Genomic DNA, 15,454 nt, shown 5'->3' on the forward strand with positions numbered 1-15,454 from the left:
GCCCCCCGATCCCGGGTGCCCCCGCCCCCCGGGGGGCGGCGGGGGGGGGGGGCGGCCCCCCCGGGGGGGGGGGGCCGGGGCCCCCCCCCCCCCCCGCCCCCCCCCGGCACCCCCGCCGTTCCCGCGTGCCGCGCCGACCCAGCGGTCCCGCCTCTGTCTTCTGCCTTCGCCCTGTCACCACCGCTCAAGCGATGATCGGATCGCCTTTCCCTCCCATGATCGGATCGTGATCCGGCAGAATGCTCGCAGCATCCCGGTCGGATCGGAGGACGACGTGGTGATCCGACCGGACCGAGGAGCCACCGGTTTCCGGGACCGCCGGGACGAGGCGCTCCCGACGACGGACCCGGCGGCGTTCCGGGGCGCGTGCTTCGCGGCGATGCCCGGCGGGCGCTCCCGACCGGGCCGGGTCGTGCCGGCCGACGGCTGCACCTTCCACCTGCTGCCGCTCCCGGACGGAGGCGGACCACCCGGGCTGCGGTCGGCTCTCTGCCACGCCCACCTCCCACTGGTCGCCTTCACCGGGGTCCGGCCCGAACCCGGCAGCCCTCCGTCCGGGTTCCTGGACCCGCCGCTACCGGCCGACGTCTTTCCGGCACACGGGCTGCGAGTGCTGACCACGATCGAACTTGCGACGCCCGTCGAACACTTGGACCTCCACGGGCTCGCCGCGGCCGAACGCGACCAGATCCGGTACTGGCGGCCGCGGAATTACGGCGAGTTGCTCTTCAACTGGTGGGACTGAGCTTCCCCGGGCTTCACCTGTCTTCCCCGGGCTTCACCTGTCTTCCCCGGGCTTCCCCGGGCTTCACCTGTCTTCCCCGGGCTTCACCTGCCTTTACCGGCGGAACGTCGGACCGCCGGGGCGGTGCGGAAACCGCTTTCCGACACCGTGGCGGGGACGGATACGACGGGCGTGCGGCGGGACTATCGGTGGCCGGGGCGGTGGTCGTGCTGGTGGTGGCCGTTGCGGCGCAGCAGCAGCCAGGGCAGCAGGAACCACCACATGGTGAACCAGACCATCACGGCGGCGACGATCAGCCAGGCCGTCAGGGTGCCGGTGGCGAGGTGCAACAGCAGGAGCAGCGCGGAGCCGACGGTCAGGGCCAGCAGAACGACACCGAGGGTGACCACCCGGGCGGTGGCGTCGACGAGTTCGGGCTTGAGGCGGCGGCCGGCGAGCAGCCGGTGGTAGGCGACGGGGGCGATCAGCGCACCCGTGGCCAGGGCGCCGAGGACGACGGTGACCACGTACAGGTTGCGGTCGAAGGGTTCGAGGGTGGCGAAGCGCGGGGTGAAGACGACGCTCAGCAGGAAGCCGAACAGGATCTGCGCGCCGGTCTGCGCGACCCGGACCTCCTGGAGGAGTTCGATCCAGCGCCGGTCGGCGCGCTCGTTCGGGGTCTCGTGCCGGCCCCGGCCGTCCTCGGGCATGGCGGGCCCTCCTTCCGTCCGGGACGTCTGTCCGGACCGACCGGGGCGAAACCGCCGACCTGAGCGGCCGAAAGTGGGCAACCGGTGGCCGGTTCGCGGTGGGTGTGCAGCGCGGCGACCGGGGTAGACGGGACGGCGCGCCCGAAGAGCTCCGGGCGGATCGGCGTGGAGGTGGAATCGGCATGGCAGAGGCCGCGGCCGCACTGTTCGACGTGGACGGCACCCTGGTGGACACCGTGTACCTGCACACCCTCGCCTGGCAACAGGCCCTGCGGCAGTACGGGCACGAGGTGGACGCCGCCCTGATCCACCGGGCCATCGGCATGGGCAGCGGGCAGCTGCTCGACCACCTGCTCGGGGCGGACCGTGACCGCGCCGAGGACGAGGCGCTGTCCGATGCGCACCTCGCGCTGTACGCCTGGCACTGGCCCGGCCTGCGGGCCTTCCCCGGCGCGGCCGAACTGCTGCGGGAGTGCGCCGGACTCGGCTGGCGGGTGGTGCTGGCCACCTCCGCCTCGGGACGTGAACTCGACGTGCTGCGCAAGGCGTTGGACGCCGAGGACGCCCTGTACGCGGTGACCGACGCGGACGCGGTGTCGGCTTCGAAGCCTGCTCCCGACCTGGTGCACAGCGCCCTGGACCGGGCCGGCTCGGCGCCCGACCGGGCGGTGTTCGTGGGCGACAGCGTGTGGGACGTGCGGGCCGCGCACCGGGCGGACACGCCGTGCGTGGCGGTCGAGACCGGCGGTTTCGCCGCGGACGAGCTGCGCGGGGCGGGTGCCCTGGAGGTGCACGCCTCGGTCGAGGAGTTGCTGCGCGGCCTGGACGACAGCGTGCTCTCCCGGCCCCGGGCGGGCGGGAGGTGACCCCGGTGCGAGCGGCGTCGACGAAGCGGCTGCCGACCGCGGTGCAGTGCGGCTGCTACCGGCTGCGGGCCCGGTGCTGGACCCTGCTCGTCCTGCTGGGCGCGCTGCTCGGTACCGCCGGCACCGCTGCTGCTGCCGATACCAGCGGTGCGTCCGGTACGTCCGACGGGTCCGGTGCCTCGGGTGCCGGGGTGGTCGAGGAGTGGCGGTGAGGACGGTGGACGGTGCGGCACTCTCCCCCGGGGAACGCCAGTTGCTGGCGGTGCTGGAGGCCGAGCTGCGGGTGGACGTCGAACTCGACCTGCGGCTGCGGACCATGCGGCACCACCAGGTCCGCGCGGTGCTCGGGCCGGTCTGCCGGGCGGTACTGGCGGCGCTGGTGACGGTGGGGGTCCTGCTGGCGGGAGCGGTCCGGTGGGTCGGGCGGCTGGCGGCGACCGCCTGGGTGATCGTCCGACCATCATTCAATGATGGTCGGACGATCACCCCTCCTCACCGTCCGACCTTCCGATGATCCAGTGGTCTGATGATCTGAAAATGGTGGACGGATCATCAGGACGGAATTCATCAGGTGGGTCGCTCCGATCAGGTCCGCCGTCGGCGCGGTGGCAGTGCCCGGCCGCCGGTACCCTCCCGCGCCCCGGTACCGTCCCGCGTCCCGGGGCGGGCCAGTTCCTGGTGGACCGCCCAGCCGACCGACAGCACCGGCACCGCGACCGCCGCCCCGATCACCCCGCCGAGGGTGCCGCCGACGGCCACCGCCAGCGCCACCGCGACCGGGTGCAGCCGGACCGCCCAGCCCATCACCAGCGGATGCAGCACGTGGCCCTCCAACTGGCCGATCAGCACGATCAGTCCCAGCACCAGCAGGGCCGTCACCGGCTCCCGGGTGGCGAGCGCGACCAGGGACGCCACCGCCAGCGCGATCGGCGACCCGACCAGCGGGACCAGCGCGGCCAGGAACTCCAGCCCGGCCAGCGGCACCGCCAACGGCACCCCGAGCACGGCCAGCACCACCCCGACCAGCAGGGCGTTCGTCCCGGCCACCAGGAACAGGCCCCGGGTGTAGCCGGCGAAGGCGCGCCAGGCCGCGTGCCCGGCCCGCCGCCAGACCCGCCCGGTCCGGGCGGGCAGCAGGGAGGTGGTCGCCCAGTTCCACATCCGCTCCCCCGAGTGTGTGAAGAACACCGCGCAGAACACCGCCAACGCGGCACCCGCCAACGCCTCGACCAGCCATCCGGCACCGGTCACCGCTGTCGACAGCACCGCCTGCCGGTGCGCGCCGATCAGCCCGGCCAGCCGGTGCCGGAAGTCCGTCAAGGTCCCGGCCCGGGCGTGGAACGGCGGCCCCTCCAACCACTGCTCCAACCGGTCCGTACCGCCCCGCACCTGATCGCCCAGCTGCCCGGCCTGCGCGCGCACCACCACGGTGACCAGCAGCACCGCCCCCGCGAGCAGCGCCAGCGCCCCCAGCACCGTCAGCAGTACCGCCAGCGCCCGCGGCAACCTGCGGGCCAACCGGTCCACGGGCGGCCGGAGCACCGCGGTGATCACCAGCGCCACGAACACCGCGACCACCGGCAGGATCAAGCGGCTCACCACCAGGTACCCCGCGTACCCGGCCACCGCCACCACCAGCACCCGCCAGGCCCGCCCCGCCAGCCGGTCCAACCCCGTCGCCCCGCACCGCGAGCACCCACCCCCGCCCCGTACAACCCCCCGTCCACCGTGCCCAGCCATCACCGCACCACCTCCGGCCCTCCCGTCTGCCCGCCCCACGCCGTCGTACCCGAACCACCGGCCATCCCATGCCGTCGTACCCGAACCACCGGCCGTCCCGCCCGCCCCGGTCCCCGCCCGCCGACCCCCGCCCGTCCCGATCGCAGACCACTGGGCCCCTCCCCCGCCCCTGACCGCCTTGCCACTCGCACCGCCCCGCCCGCGCCGACCGCAGGCCATGCCCCTCCCGCCGTCCCCGGCCGCTCCACCTCGACGCACTGGCCCCGCCCGAGCCGACCGCAGGCCACCACCGCTCCTTCCTCTCCCCGTCCGGCGCCCCGGTCCGAGCCGCACGGCAGGCCGTTTCGGGGTGGCGGCAGCCGGACAGACGCGGCGCATGAATCCGGTCCTGGCAGCCCCCGTCCCGGTCCGCCGTGCGGCTCGGCGGCGGCGCTACCTGCTGTGTCCGCCGGAGCACTTCGCGGTGGAGTACGCGATCAACCCCTGGATGGATCCGGGATGCCCGGTGGATCGGCGGGCGGCGCTGCGGCAGTGGGCGGGGCTGGCCGACGTGCTGCGCGGTCTCGGGCACGGGGTGGAGCTACTCGCCCCGGAGCCGGGGCTGCCCGACACGGTGTTCACGGCCAACGGGGCGACGGTGGTGGCGGGCCGGGTGCTGGTGGCACGGTTCCGACATCCGCAGCGGGCCGGGGAGTCGGCGGCGCACCGCCGCTGGTTCACGGCCGCGCGGTTCCGTGAGGTGCGGACGGCGGTCGAGGTGAACGAGGGCGAGGGCGACCTGCTGGTCGCGGGGCCGCGGCTCCTCGCCGCGTCCGGCTTCCGGACCACCCCCGCCGCGCACCGGGAGGCCGAGCGGGTGCTCGGACTACCGGTGGTGACACTGCAGTTGACCGATCCGCGGTACTACCACCTGGACACCGCGCTGGCCGTGCTGGACGAGTCCACGGTGATGTACTTCCCGGACGCGTTCACGCCCGCCACCCGTCGCCTGCTGCGCCGGCTCTACCTGGACGCGCTCCTCGCGGACGCCCGGGACGCCGCCGCGTTCGGCCTGAACGCCGTCAGCGACGGGCAGCACGTGGTGCTCCCCGACGGGGCCAGGGCCCTCGCCGACCGGTTGCGGGCGGCCGGGTTCACCTCGGTGCCGGTGGCCGTACCGGAACTGCGGAAGGCCGGCGGCGGCCCCAAGTGCTGCGTCCTGGAACTGCGTTCACCCTCGGACCTGCCGGCCCCACCCCCGACCCCACCCTCGGCTCCGCCACCGACCCCGCCGCCGACCCCGTCGCCGACCCGAGGTGATGCCTGATGTCGGCCGGACCTGCCCCTGCTCCTACGCCTGTCTCACCGACCCCGGGCCCGCCGCTGCCCGCGCCCCGCGGCCCGCTCTCGGAGCTGCTGCTCACCGCCCTGCGCCACCCCGCCCCGACCGGGCTCCCGCCCGCCGCGCTCACCGCGCTCACCGCCGGACGCACCGCGTCGCTCGCCGCTCCTGATCCGCCGGCGGTCTCCGACCCCTGGGGCGAGGACGTCCAACTCGCCCTGTACGTCTGCTACGAGCTGCACTACCGGGGGTTCGCCGGAGTGGACGAGGAGTGGGAGTGGGCACCGTCGCTGCTCGCGCTGCGCAAGCAGTTGGAAACCGCTTTCCTGCTGGCGCTGCGCCGGGCGGTCGGGCGGCCGCCGCCACTGGCCGAGGTGGTGGCCGGGCTGCTGGCGGAGCCCGTGGACGGTGACGGCCCGTCGCACCACCTGCTGGCCGCCGGTACCCGGCCGCAGGCCCGCGAGTACCTGGTGCACCGGTCGCTGTACCACTTGAAGGAGGCCGATCCGCAGATGTGGGCGGTGCCGAGGCTGCCGAACCCGGCGAAAGCCGCGCTGGTCGCCGTCCAGTACGACGAGTACGGGGCGGGACGGCCGGAGCGGGCGCACGCCGAACTGTTCGCCGACGCGATGGCCGACTTCGGCCTCGACCCGGCCTACGGTGCCTACCTGGACGTCGTCCCGGCCCCGGCCCTCGCCGTGGTCAACACGATGTCGCTGTTCGGGTTGCACCGTTCCCTGCGGGCCGCACTGGTGGGCCAGTTCGCGGCCGTCGAGCTCACCTCCTCGCCCGGCTCCGCCCGCCTCGCGGCCGCGTTCGAACGGCTCGGCGCGTCACCGCGCGGGACGCTCTTCCACCGCGAGCACGTCCTCGCCGACGCCGTCCACGAACAGTTGGTCCGCCGCACCGTCCTCGCCCCGCTGCTCGCTCCCGCTCCGCCGTCCCGTGCCGCCGCACCGTCCCACCCCGAGGACGACCGGAGGCAGGCCCGCCGTCCGGTCGGACCGGACTGTTCCGAGGCCGGGATCGCCTTCGGCGCCCTGGCCCACGCCCGTACCGAGGACCGGCTCGCCGCGCACCTGACCGCCGCCTGGCGGGCCGGTACGTCCTCGCTCCGCACCCCGCTTCCCGAGGAGCGTCCCCGATGAGCACCGATGCTGCCGACCGTCCCGCCGACGCCTTCCTCGGGCTGCTCGACCAGCCGGTGTACGTGGTCACGGCCGAGGCCGACGGGACGCGGGCGGGCTGCCTGGTCGGGTTCGGCTCGCAGTGCTCGATCCGTCCGCTGCGCTTCGCGGTCTGGCTGTCCCCGGAGAACCGCACCCACCGGGTGGCGTGCCGGGCGTTCGCCCTGGGTGTCCACCTGCTGCCGCCGGACGACGCGGGGCGGGCCCTGGCGACCCTGTTCGGCGGCAGTTCCGGCGACGACATCGACAAGTTCTCCCGCGCCTCGTGGCATCTCGGCCCTTACGGCGTACCGGTGTTGACGGGGGCGGCGGCCTGGTTCGTCGGGCGGGTCGTCGGCCGCGCCGAGGGCGGCGACCACACCGCGTTCCTGCTCGAACCGGTCACCGGCGGGGGCGCCGCGCTGCTGCCGCTCTCCGTCCTCGACCAGCGGGCGGTGGCCCGCGTCGACCCCGGGCACCCCGCATGACCCCCCGTCCGCGACCCACCGGCCGGCCGCCCGACCCGCCACCTGAACGGGCGCGCGAACAAGCGCACGAGCAGGCGCACGAGCTGGCGCACGAACCGGCGGCCCGGTGGCCGCCCCCACCGCGCCTGCTGCGCTTCGGCGTCGAGGAGGAGTTCCTGCTCACCGCGCGGCGCAGCCGGACCACCGTGCCGGCCGCGGCGGCGGTGGTCGCCGACGCCGCGCGGACGCTCGGGACGCGCGCCCAGCACGAGTTCCTCGCCACCCAGGTCGAGGTCTGCACCCGTCCGGTGGCCACCGCCGCCGAGCTCCGGGACGAACTCGCGCTCGGACGTGCGGTGTTGGTTGCGGCCGCGGAGCGGGCGCAGGCCCGTCTGACCGCCTCCGGGACCGCCGTACTGCCCAGCCGGCACCCGCTCCCGGTGTCAGCCGGGCGCCGCTACCAGCAGATCGCGTCCATGGTGAACGGGATCGCCGACCAGGTCGGCGCCGAGATCTGCGGCTGCCACGTCCACCTGGGCGACCTGACGCTCACTCAATCCCTTTGCCTCAGTGCCAGGTTGCGCGCCTGGCTGCCGATCGTGCAGTCGTTCTGCGCCAACTCACCTTTCTGCGAAGGCATCGACCGGGGCACCGCCGCCATCCGGCCCGAGCGGTACGCCCGTTGGCCGACCTGCGGACCCGCGCCGGTGCTCGACCCGCACGGCTACCGCACCGCCATGGACCGGATGGTCGAGGACGGGGTGATCCTCGACCGGCGGATGCTCTACTGGTACGCCCGGCCGTCCGAACACCTGCCCACCTTGGAAGTCCGGGTCGCCGACACCTCCGCCGACCTCGACACCGCCCTGCTGCTGGCCGTACTGCTGCGCGGACTCGCCCACACCCTGCTCGACCCGCGCACCCGGGTCCGGCCGATCGCCGACCTCGCCCTGCGGCTCGCCCACCGCGCCGCCGCCGAAGCCGGGTTGGCCGCCGAACTCCCCGACCCGCACACCGGTGAACTCCGGCCGGTCCGCCAACTCCTCCCGGAGGCCGTCGAGTTCGCCGCCCCCGCACTGGCCCGCACGCACGACCTCACCCTGGCCCGTCACCTCACCGGCCACCTCCTCGCCCACGGCAGCGGCGCCGACCGCCAACGCGCGGCGCTCGCCCGCCACGGCCACCTCTCCGCCGTGGTCGACGACCTGACCCACCGCACCGCCGCAGCCGCCCCCGCCACCCGCCGCTCCGGACACGGGCCGATCCACGTATCGGCCCACCTACCAGTCCATGTGTGGGTCCACGTGTCGGTTCGGGCGCCACGGGCATACGCGTGGCCATGCTGCTGCTCCGACCTCCCGGCGTGTACCCCGTGCAGGGGGACACCGCGCTGCTGCTGGACGTGCTGGGCCGCGAACCCCTGCGCCCCGGCGCCCGCTGCCTGGACCTGGGGACGGGATGCGGCGCGCTCGCCCTGGCCGCCGCCCGGCGCGGGTGCCGGGTGACGGCGGTCGACGTGTCCCGGCTGTCGCTGGCCACCGCCTGGCTGAACGCCCGCCTGCACCGCCTCCCGGTACGGCTGCGGTGCGGCGACCTGGCCGCGCCCGTCCCGGACGGCCGGTTCGACCTGGTGCTCAGCAACCCACCGTACGTGCCGACCCGCCACGAGGAGCCACCCCCGCGCGGCCGGGCCCGGGCCTGGGACGCCGGACCGGACGGACGCCTGCTGCTCGACCGGCTGTGCCGCCGGGTGCCGCCCCTGCTCGCCCCGGGCGGGGTACTGCTGCTGGTGCAGTCCTCGCTCTCCGGACCGGCCGCCACGGTAAGGAAGTTGCAGGCCGCCGGACTGCACACCACCGTGGTGGCACGGCAGTTGCAGGGCTTCGGCCCGGTGATGTCCGCCCGGGCCGCCTGGTTCGAGGACGCCGGCCTGATCGAACCGGGCGTCCGCACCGAGGAGTTGACGGTGGTGCGCGGTGTCCGGCACTGACCGACCGCCCCGGGTGCTGCTCCCCGAACGCGGCCCGCTGCTGATCGACGGCCCCGTCGACCTGGTGCTCCCGGACGGGACGGAGCTGCACTGCGAACGGCCGGTGGTCGCCGTTTGCACCTGCCGCCGCAGCCGCCACTACCCGCTCTGCGACACCAGCCACCGCCGCCACACCCGTCCCGCCACCGGCAACCCCGACGGCTCCGGAACCGACCGCGCCGACCGTCCTGACCGCCCTGACCGTCCCGGCGCCGATGCCACCGCCGGCGGCGCACCGCCGTTTCCGCCCGACCGCTCCGGGCAGACGCTCGGACGAGCGCAGAACGCCCGGCGGACGAACGCCGAAGGATGAACGCAGAAGGAGGTGGACACCGTGGGACAACTGAGCGTTCCGGTGATCTGCGGAGACTCTGGCAACCTCGCCATTCCCGCCCTGCAGGTGGTCCAGCTGCTTCCGTCCCTGCCCGACGACTGGGAGGACTGGGCGGGCCGCGACGACAACGGGCTCGACCCCGTGACCACCGGCGCCCTCGCCGACTTGGTGCGCCAACTCGCCGACCAGATCGACCTCGCCTGCATCGCCATCGCCAGCGAGGACTGAGCCAAGGCCCGCGGCCCGCCCCTCCCCGCTCCACCGACCCGCCGGCCCGCTCCACCGACCCACCGGCCCACCGGCCCACCGGCCCACCGGCCCACCGAGCCGTGGCGCGTGTGGCGCGTGACGAATCCCCGCAACGGGATCAGCCGCTGCGGGGATTTCTCGGATCGTCAGGGCTCCGTCAGGGGCCGGCGCCCGGTCGGCCGACGCAGCCGTACTCGTACCCGTTCCCGTAGCGGGACCGGGCCCGGCGGCACAGCGGGGCCGGGTAGCGGGCGCGCCCTCGCAGGGCGAGCGGGTTACGACGGCCCGGCCGGTGCGCGGGCACCTTGGCGGGGATCGTCGACGAGGTCCGGCGCGGCCGCATGGTTCCTCCCGGGGCTCGGCCTGCTGTCACCCGGACGCCTACCCGGCGCCCCGGAGCGGAATCACCTCGGCGAGCGGCCTGTCCTCGGCCGACGCCCGCCGCACCACCCGCCCGCAGCGCACCGCCTCGACTGCGTACAGCCTGCCGACGGCGACCGCGCCGAGCGCGAGCACCGCCAAGCCCCGCCACCACCGGCCCCTGGGCCGGCACAACGCCTTGGCTGCTCGGCACCCGCTCATGCCCCCACGCTCCCTCGACGGCCTCGACCGTGGGCGGCGCCGCGCGTACCCGTGGCCGGGAACACCGATCGGGGCAGCGGGCGCTTGTCAGGTATGCCCTGACGTCCGTACCCTGAGCGTCAGGTGCGCCCTGACAAGTCGGACCGGACCGGACCGGACCGGACCCGACCGGGCGCGGAGAAGACACCGGGAAACCGGGAAAGGGGCCGACATGCCCACCGAGACGATGGACCGCGGCAGCCGGGCGTGCTCGTTCTGCGGCAAGGACGAGCAGCAGATCGCCAAGCTGATCTCCGGGCCTGGCGTGAACATCTGCGACGAGTGCGTCGACCTCGCCGGGTCCATCGTGGCGGAGTACCGGCCGGGGCCCGTCGAGCTGCGGATGCCGGTGTGGGGCGAGCTGACGGACGCCGACATGCTGTCCCGGTTGCCGAAGGTCGCCGCCGTCGCCGACCAGGTGGCCGCCGACCTGCGCACCTGGGTCCTGGAGTTGCGGCGGCGCGGCGTCACCTGGGCCCGGATCGGCGAGGCCCTCGGCATCACCCGGCAGTCCGCCTGGGAGCGCTTCTCCGGCGAGGAGTGAACCACCGCCGCCCCACCCGAACGGGCTGCCGACCAGACGGCCGAGCAAATCGCCGGACAGACCACTGGACGAACCACCGGGCGGACCCCGAACGGACCACCGGACATAGCTGCTGAACATGTCTGCCGGTAAAGCGACTTGACGACAGGTCGACGATCCGACGAACAGTCGGCGGCCCGCCCGGACCGGACTCCGCGGTAACCGGCGGGCCCCGTAGACTCCCGCCTGCACGAAACCCGGCCGACCTGGCCGCACAGTGCTCCGAGGGGCGGGGGACGACACACGCATGGTCTGGCCACGACTGCGCCGCAGGCGCGCCACGCCCGGCCAACCGCCGCTCGGCCCGTGCGGATCGGGGCGGCACGCGCTGCGCACCGAACGGCTGTTGCTGTTCAGCCCGGAGAACAAACTGGACCTCGCGGCGGCGCTCGCCGCCGCGTCCGACCCGGTGGCACAGCACTGGCTCGGCTGGACCGAGAGCGTGGTGGCCGACGCACGGGTCCGCGAGGCGCTGGTGCAGGTCCGGCCGGGCGACCCGGGTTCGCTGCGCTCCTCGCCGCTGTTCCAGCGGCTGCTGGCAGAGCCGCTGCTGCCGGGCGATCTGGAGGGCGGCTGGCTGGTCGCGGTACGCGCCGACGACGGGCGCTACGCCGGGTGCGCGCACGTGCACCCCGAGCGCGGCGAGCTCGGCGGCTGGCTGGCGCCGCACGCGCGCGGCGAGCGGCTGGGCAGCGAACTGTTCCGCGCCGCCGTGCACTTCGGCCACACCCACCTCGGCCTGCCCGTGCTGCGCGCGGGGCACGAGCGGATGAACGCACCGAGCGGACGCGCCCTGGAGGGCGCCGGCCTGGCCCCGTCCGACGGCCCGGCGCTGTTCACCCTGGCGAACGGCCGCGAGACCGAGGTGCGCTGGCTCCAACACACCGCCGCCGAACCGGCCACCCGCTGCCCGGGCACGCCCGTCCCCGCACCCGTCCCCGCCTGAACGCCGCAGCCGTACCCGCAGCCGCACCTGTCGCCGTCCACCCACCCGTTCCCGGCCCCGTCCGAACGACAATGGTCCGGTGACACGACAAACACCGGGCGCCCGGCTGTCCCTCGTCCTCGACGCGCTCCGCGTCTCCGGCACCGGGCCGGCGGCCCGTCGGCTGGTGGCGGCGTTCGGGGGTGCCCCGGCGGTGGACCGGGAGAGGTCCGTCGGCGAACCCGCCCACCGGTCACGGCGGTTGGTGTTCGCCTCCGGCGGGGAGATCGTGCTGCACGACGGCTCGGTCGCCGCCGTGCTCCTGCACTTGGTGCCGACGCCGACCGCCCCGCACGGCCTCGACCTGGCGGAGTGGATCGCGGGCGCGGACAACGCCGCCACCCTGGACGTGCTCGCGGCCGCCCTCGGGGCCCGGCCCGGCTTCGCGGGGATCGGCACGCCGTACTTCGCGCTCGCCCCCGCCGCCTACGTGCGGCCCCGCTTCGCGGACGACCGCGGCTGGAACGACCCGGGCCGCCTTCTCGGCCTCACCTTCACCGCGGAGCAGCCCGGACTGGCCTGCCGCCCCGAGGACGACGACTGCCCCGCCTGCGGCGACCTCCTGGTCCGCGAAGGCGGGGACCGCTCCGACGACACCGACCGCACAGGTCGCACCGACGACACCGGCCGCGTCGACCCGGCCGGCACCGTCGACGCGCTCTCCCGAGCACTCGCGGCCGGCCTGCTCACCGAGGACGCCCACCGGGTGGCGCTCGCCGACCTGTTGGCGCTGCACGCCTCGGGGCTGATGGCGCGGGTGGAGAGCCAACTCACCTGCCGGGCCTGCCGACGGGTCGTCTGCTTCACCCTGTTCCGCGACTCCGCCCCGACCTTCGGGTACCACGTCCCGAACGACGCGCGCCGGCGCCCGCTCGAACCGGTCCCACCCGTCGAGCGGTGGGGCGACGCGGACCGGATCGCCCGGGACCGCGACCCGATGCGCTACGTGGACCACGAGCCCGGGGCGTGGTTCCTCGTCGAGGAGCGGGGCGTCCTCCTCCTGGACGCCCGGTACAGCTACAGCGCGGTGATCGACGACTCCGTCCTGATCCGCCTGGAGCCGTCCGAGGTCGAGGCCCACCGCACCGGCGGCCACGCCTACCTCTCCGAGCTCGCCGCCCGCATCCAGCACAGCGCCCCCTACCGGCAGGAATCCCCTTACTACCGGCGGAACCTGTACTCCGGCCCGGACGCCGGGAAGTACCGCGCCTCGGTCAGCGCCGCGATCACCGACCACACCTGGCTCGCCCAGCAGCGCCACCGGAACCCGTGACGGGCCCGCCCGGGCAGACCCGGGCACACCCGGCAGATCCGGTCGGTCAGTCGGGGCGGCCGTGCGGAACGACGACGGCCTGGTGCTCGTCCTCGTAGAGGATCTTCCCCGGATCGACGGAGCGCAGGGCCTCGCATCCCACCCCGTGCGCGGCCAGGATCTGCAGGTGTCCGTCGACCTGCTCCAGGTGGCGGTGGGCGGATGTCTTGAACCAGGCCTCCGCACCGGGGTTGAGCTCGCGGTCGTAGACCGCGGGGTCGACGTGGGAGGGATTGACCAGGTTCGCGTCGTACCAGTCGTAGCTGGAGCGCCGGAACGCCTCCTGCTCGGCGGTCAGCGCCCCGCTCGCCGCCAGCCCGTTGACCAGCGCGAACACGCCCGGGAAGGTCCCGCGTCGATTGGGCTCCGTCGCCTGGAACCGCACGTACAACTCCGCCTCCCGATCCGCCGACCTGATCTGGCCCGACCCCTGATCTGGCCCGACCCCACCCTGAGCGGCCCGGCCGAGCCGCTCCGGGATCCTGCCACATCCGCCCGTCGCCGGGGTGCACCGGCCGGTTCCGAGCCCCACGGGAAAGCGGTTTCCGAACGCAGCCGGGTTCTGGTCCAACTTCTGTGGTGCGGTGACAGCGAGTGTTGACGGCCTCCGAAAGCGGCTGCTGATCGGTCGGTCGAGGGATGGCGAGGCTGCAAAAGTCGGGGCCGGTCTCGATCCGGGTGGGCGCCGGGCAACGGGTCGGCAGCTCGTATGCTGCCGGTGCGGGTGCTCCGGCCAGGACGTCCGCAACCTGGTGGAAGGGCGCAGTGGTGGCATCGTTCTCGGAGGTTCGGTCGCTGTTGGGCGAGCCCGGGTTCAACTGGTCGGATCCGGCGCCGTGGACGGAGATGGAGCGGGAGTTCGGGTTCGAGTTCCCGGCGGACTTCCGGGAGGTCGTGGACGCCTACGGGTCAGTCCTGATCAACAATCAACTGTACCTGGAGCATCCGGCCGGCCATCTTCTGCACAACCTTCAAAAATCCGTCCGCGACAACCTCGAGTTCTGGCAGGAGGAGGACTCGACAGAGTTCCTGCCCAGCCCTGCGGGGGCGAGGCCCGGCGAGTTGATGCCGATCGCGACAGGCCGGACCAGGGAGACCGTCTTCCTCCGCGTTCCGGCTGAGCCCTCCTCACCCTGGCGCGTCCTCATCCAGGAGTTCAACAGCTTCTCCTGGGTTCTCTATGAGATGACGTTCGGCGAATGGCTCTTGGCCTACCTCCGGGGCGAGGACGTGATGGCGGGCTCCCGAAACTTCGCGCCCGACGGCGCTTTCTACGAGCCCCTGTCCTGAAGCGAGCACGGCGTCAGCAGGTGGGAGGAGTTCGACACGTCCGGACTCTCCGGTACTCGGATGACGTTCCACCTCGACCCGTCGTACTTCGGCCCCGACGAGGCCATCGCCTGGTCGTTGCTCGCCGATGAGCTGCATGGTCACGAGTGTGACGACCTCCCTCACCAGTGACGGTTCCGATTCGCGACCTGCGCGCAGAAACCACGAACTCAGCCGGCGAGTAGGACTCGTTTCCGCAGCAGTGCGAACCCCGCTCGTCCGTACATCTGTCGCTTCAGCATCTTGATCTGGTTGACGTGGCCCTCGACGACGCCCGAGCTCCAGGGCAGGGTCAGGCCGACGGTGACGGCGGCAAGATCTCGTTCCAGGCCGTTGGCGACGGTTCCGGCTCCGGTGGGAAAGCGGTTTCCGCATGCGCCGGGAGCACGGTTTCCGCACCCGGCCGTCGGGCAGACGCGCCGCAGGGTCCCGGGACCGAGGAACGGGGCCAGGAGTTGGAGGCGCGCGACCATGGCGGCCGATCCGGAACTCGACCTGCTCGAACAGCTGACGACGGACCACGAGGTGCTGCGGGTGCGGTTCAGCGAACTCGCGGGCCTGCCGCTGGGCGATCCGCACCGCGACCGGCTGGCCCTCGTCACGACGGACACCCTGGTCCGGCACCTGACAGCCGAGGAGGAGCACCTCTACCCGATCGCCCGGCACGGCCGCCCGCGGGGGGACGGCGTGGTCGACCACGGGCTGCAGTCGCACGCGGCGTTGCGCGCACTGGTCCGGGAGTTGCGGGCGGCACGGTCCGGTTCGGCAGAATTCGACCGCCTGCTGGCCCGGCTGGTCGAGGAGGCGACCGGGCACTTCGGCCAGGAAGAGACCCTCCTGTTCCCGACCGTCCGGGAGCACACCGACACGATGCGGATGAGCGCGCTGGGCGCCCAGGTCCGGGCCACCGAGCGGGCCACCTCGGGAGAGCCTCACCCCGGGCCGAGGACCTGACCGCCGCCGGACGACCCCGTCCCGCCCGAACTGCCGTGGCGCGAACGGATGGGCCGCCGTTTCC

At 74.2% G+C, this 15,454-nt stretch carries 21 protein-coding genes and 1 pseudogene; 16 read left to right on the top strand and 6 right to left on the bottom strand.

All coding sequences use genetic code 11. From position 1 onward, the window contains the following. Positions 1-226 precede the first annotated feature (226 nt). The gene (locus ACIOHG_RS28900; protein ID WP_400954769.1) at positions 227-745 is read left to right on the top strand and encodes a hypothetical protein; all 519 of its coding nucleotides are present in this window, start codon (positions 227-229) and stop codon (positions 743-745) included. 182 nt (positions 746-927) lie between these two features. Here ACIOHG_RS28900 and ACIOHG_RS28905 read toward each other — a convergent pair whose 3' ends face one another. Then, positions 928-1,434, bottom strand: coding sequence for a DUF6328 family protein (locus ACIOHG_RS28905; RefSeq protein WP_400954771.1), 507 nt, complete (start codon positions 1,432-1,434; stop codon positions 928-930). 182 nt (positions 1,435-1,616) lie between these two features. Here ACIOHG_RS28905 and ACIOHG_RS28910 point away from each other — a divergent pair, with 182 nt between their 5' ends. Genes ACIOHG_RS28910 through ACIOHG_RS28920 form a run of 3 tightly spaced genes read left to right on the top strand, consistent with a single transcriptional unit; the run spans position 1,617 to position 2,814 of the window. Next, the gene (locus ACIOHG_RS28910; RefSeq protein WP_400954773.1) at positions 1,617-2,300 is read left to right on the top strand and encodes an HAD family hydrolase; all 684 of its coding nucleotides are present in this window, start codon (positions 1,617-1,619) and stop codon (positions 2,298-2,300) included. 5 nt (positions 2,301-2,305) lie between these two features. Next, positions 2,306-2,512 (top strand): hypothetical protein, encoded by a 207-nt coding sequence (locus ACIOHG_RS28915; protein WP_400954775.1) that lies wholly within the window; start codon positions 2,306-2,308, stop codon positions 2,510-2,512. Further along, positions 2,509-2,814 carry a hypothetical protein gene (locus tag ACIOHG_RS28920; protein ID WP_400954776.1) on the top strand — a complete coding sequence of 102 codons (306 nt, stop codon included), beginning with the start codon at positions 2,509-2,511 and terminating at the stop codon, positions 2,812-2,814. The genes ACIOHG_RS28915 and ACIOHG_RS28920 overlap by 4 nt, the downstream gene beginning before the upstream one ends. A 71-nt stretch (positions 2,815-2,885) precedes the next feature. Here ACIOHG_RS28920 and ACIOHG_RS28925 read toward each other — a convergent pair whose 3' ends face one another. Beyond that, a complete protein-coding gene (locus ACIOHG_RS28925; RefSeq protein ID WP_400954777.1) occupies positions 2,886-3,971 on the bottom strand; it encodes an AI-2E family transporter in 1,086 nt (361 codons plus the stop codon). 445 nt (positions 3,972-4,416) lie between these two features. Here ACIOHG_RS28925 and ddaH point away from each other — a divergent pair, with 445 nt between their 5' ends. Genes ddaH through ACIOHG_RS28960 form a run of 7 tightly spaced genes read left to right on the top strand, consistent with a single transcriptional unit; the run spans position 4,417 to position 9,585 of the window. Next, complete coding sequence (gene ddaH, locus ACIOHG_RS28930; protein ID WP_400954779.1) at positions 4,417-5,346, top strand: dimethylargininase; 930 nt, start codon at positions 4,417-4,419, stop codon at positions 5,344-5,346. Next, positions 5,346-6,509, top strand: a complete 1,164-nt coding sequence (locus ACIOHG_RS28935; protein WP_400954781.1) for an iron-containing redox enzyme family protein — start codon at positions 5,346-5,348, stop codon at positions 6,507-6,509. The genes ddaH and ACIOHG_RS28935 overlap by 1 nt, the downstream gene beginning before the upstream one ends. Then, on the top strand, positions 6,506-7,015 hold the full coding sequence (locus ACIOHG_RS28940; RefSeq protein WP_400954782.1) for a flavin reductase family protein: 510 nt from the start codon (positions 6,506-6,508) through the stop codon (positions 7,013-7,015). Before ACIOHG_RS28935 ends, ACIOHG_RS28940 begins: the two co-directional genes overlap by 4 nt. Beyond that, a complete protein-coding gene (locus ACIOHG_RS28945; protein WP_400954783.1) occupies positions 7,012-8,499 on the top strand; it encodes a YbdK family carboxylate-amine ligase in 1,488 nt (495 codons plus the stop codon). The genes ACIOHG_RS28940 and ACIOHG_RS28945 overlap by 4 nt, the downstream gene beginning before the upstream one ends. After that, a complete protein-coding gene (locus ACIOHG_RS28950; RefSeq protein ID WP_400954952.1) occupies positions 8,397-8,984 on the top strand; it encodes a HemK2/MTQ2 family protein methyltransferase in 588 nt (195 codons plus the stop codon). Before ACIOHG_RS28945 ends, ACIOHG_RS28950 begins: the two co-directional genes overlap by 103 nt. Continuing rightward, complete coding sequence (locus tag ACIOHG_RS28955; protein WP_400954785.1) at positions 8,971-9,336, top strand: CDGSH iron-sulfur domain-containing protein; 366 nt, start codon at positions 8,971-8,973, stop codon at positions 9,334-9,336. The genes ACIOHG_RS28950 and ACIOHG_RS28955 overlap by 14 nt, the downstream gene beginning before the upstream one ends. 21 nt (positions 9,337-9,357) lie before the next feature. Beyond that, positions 9,358-9,585, top strand: coding sequence for a DUF6213 family protein (locus ACIOHG_RS28960; protein WP_400954788.1), 228 nt, complete (start codon positions 9,358-9,360; stop codon positions 9,583-9,585). Between the two features lie 178 nt (positions 9,586-9,763). Here the strand turns inward: ACIOHG_RS28960 and ACIOHG_RS28965 are convergent, their stop codons facing one another. Together ACIOHG_RS28965 and ACIOHG_RS28970 are read right to left on the bottom strand one after the other, a co-directional pair. Next, positions 9,764-9,949: a hypothetical protein gene (locus ACIOHG_RS28965; protein WP_400954791.1), complete on the bottom strand. Its 186-nt coding sequence runs from the start codon at positions 9,947-9,949 to the stop codon at positions 9,764-9,766. Between the two features lie 38 nt (positions 9,950-9,987). Beyond that, entirely contained in the window at positions 9,988-10,188 is a 201-nt protein-coding gene (locus ACIOHG_RS28970; RefSeq protein WP_400954793.1) for a hypothetical protein, read from the bottom strand. 211 nt (positions 10,189-10,399) lie between these two features. On the opposite strand from ACIOHG_RS28970, the gene ACIOHG_RS28975 reads away from it, so the two are divergent. The 3 genes from ACIOHG_RS28975 (at position 10,400) to ACIOHG_RS28985 (ending at position 13,068) form a co-directional block, all read left to right on the top strand. Further along, positions 10,400-10,771, top strand: coding sequence for a ClpX C4-type zinc finger protein (locus ACIOHG_RS28975; protein WP_400954794.1), 372 nt, complete (start codon positions 10,400-10,402; stop codon positions 10,769-10,771). A 286-nt stretch (positions 10,772-11,057) separates the two neighbouring features. Continuing rightward, on the top strand, positions 11,058-11,756 hold the full coding sequence (locus ACIOHG_RS28980; protein WP_400954797.1) for a GNAT family N-acetyltransferase: 699 nt from the start codon (positions 11,058-11,060) through the stop codon (positions 11,754-11,756). Between the two features lie 79 nt (positions 11,757-11,835). Further along, a complete protein-coding gene (locus tag ACIOHG_RS28985) occupies positions 11,836-13,068 on the top strand; it encodes a hypothetical protein (protein WP_400954798.1) in 1,233 nt (410 codons plus the stop codon). A gap of 46 nt (positions 13,069-13,114) precedes the next feature. Here ACIOHG_RS28985 and ACIOHG_RS28990 read toward each other — a convergent pair whose 3' ends face one another. Then, positions 13,115-13,444 (bottom strand): hypothetical protein, encoded by a 330-nt coding sequence (locus tag ACIOHG_RS28990; RefSeq protein WP_400954801.1) that lies wholly within the window; start codon positions 13,442-13,444, stop codon positions 13,115-13,117. Between the two features lie 428 nt (positions 13,445-13,872). Here ACIOHG_RS28990 and ACIOHG_RS28995 point away from each other — a divergent pair, with 428 nt between their 5' ends. After that, positions 13,873-14,397 carry an SMI1/KNR4 family protein gene (locus ACIOHG_RS28995; protein ID WP_400954802.1) on the top strand — a complete coding sequence of 175 codons (525 nt, stop codon included), beginning with the start codon at positions 13,873-13,875 and terminating at the stop codon, positions 14,395-14,397. 209 nt (positions 14,398-14,606) lie between these two features. On the opposite strand, the pseudogene ACIOHG_RS29000 reads toward ACIOHG_RS28995, so the two are convergent. Next, positions 14,607-14,777: pseudogene (locus ACIOHG_RS29000) on the bottom strand (ISL3 family transposase); the annotation flags it as partial. A gap of 130 nt (positions 14,778-14,907) precedes the next feature. Here ACIOHG_RS29000 and ACIOHG_RS29005 point away from each other — a divergent pair. Beyond that, positions 14,908-15,390: a hemerythrin domain-containing protein gene (locus tag ACIOHG_RS29005; RefSeq protein ID WP_400954804.1), complete on the top strand. Its 483-nt coding sequence runs from the start codon at positions 14,908-14,910 to the stop codon at positions 15,388-15,390. The last annotated feature ends 64 nt before the right edge of the window (positions 15,391-15,454 follow it).

It is taken from the genome of Kitasatospora sp. NPDC088134, from assembly GCF_044741705.1.
Classification (GTDB): Bacteria; Actinomycetota; Actinomycetes; order Streptomycetales; family Streptomycetaceae; genus Kitasatospora.

What these genes read in the sequence shown, in the direction of transcription:
- ACIOHG_RS28940 (WP_400954782.1), top strand. Translation starts at nt 6,506, where the DNA reads ATGAGCACCGATGCTGCCGACCGTCCCGCCGACGCCTTCCTCGGGCTG.
- ACIOHG_RS28905 (WP_400954771.1), bottom strand. Translation starts at nt 1,434, where the DNA reads ATGCCCGAGGACGGCCGGGGCCGGCACGAGACCCCGAACGAGCGCGCC.
- ACIOHG_RS28935 (WP_400954781.1), top strand. Translation starts at nt 5,346, where the DNA reads ATGTCGGCCGGACCTGCCCCTGCTCCTACGCCTGTCTCACCGACCCCG.
- ACIOHG_RS28980 (WP_400954797.1), top strand. Translation starts at nt 11,058, where the DNA reads ATGGTCTGGCCACGACTGCGCCGCAGGCGCGCCACGCCCGGCCAACCG.
- ACIOHG_RS28970 (WP_400954793.1), bottom strand. Translation starts at nt 10,188, where the DNA reads ATGAGCGGGTGCCGAGCAGCCAAGGCGTTGTGCCGGCCCAGGGGCCGG.
- ACIOHG_RS28910 (WP_400954773.1), top strand. Translation starts at nt 1,617, where the DNA reads ATGGCAGAGGCCGCGGCCGCACTGTTCGACGTGGACGGCACCCTGGTG.
- ACIOHG_RS29005 (WP_400954804.1), top strand. Translation starts at nt 14,908, where the DNA reads ATGGCGGCCGATCCGGAACTCGACCTGCTCGAACAGCTGACGACGGAC.
- ddaH (WP_400954779.1), top strand. Translation starts at nt 4,417, where the DNA reads ATGAATCCGGTCCTGGCAGCCCCCGTCCCGGTCCGCCGTGCGGCTCGG.
- ACIOHG_RS28945 (WP_400954783.1), top strand. Translation starts at nt 7,012, where the DNA reads ATGACCCCCCGTCCGCGACCCACCGGCCGGCCGCCCGACCCGCCACCT.
- ACIOHG_RS28975 (WP_400954794.1), top strand. Translation starts at nt 10,400, where the DNA reads ATGCCCACCGAGACGATGGACCGCGGCAGCCGGGCGTGCTCGTTCTGC.
- ACIOHG_RS28965 (WP_400954791.1), bottom strand. Translation starts at nt 9,949, where the DNA reads ATGCGGCCGCGCCGGACCTCGTCGACGATCCCCGCCAAGGTGCCCGCG.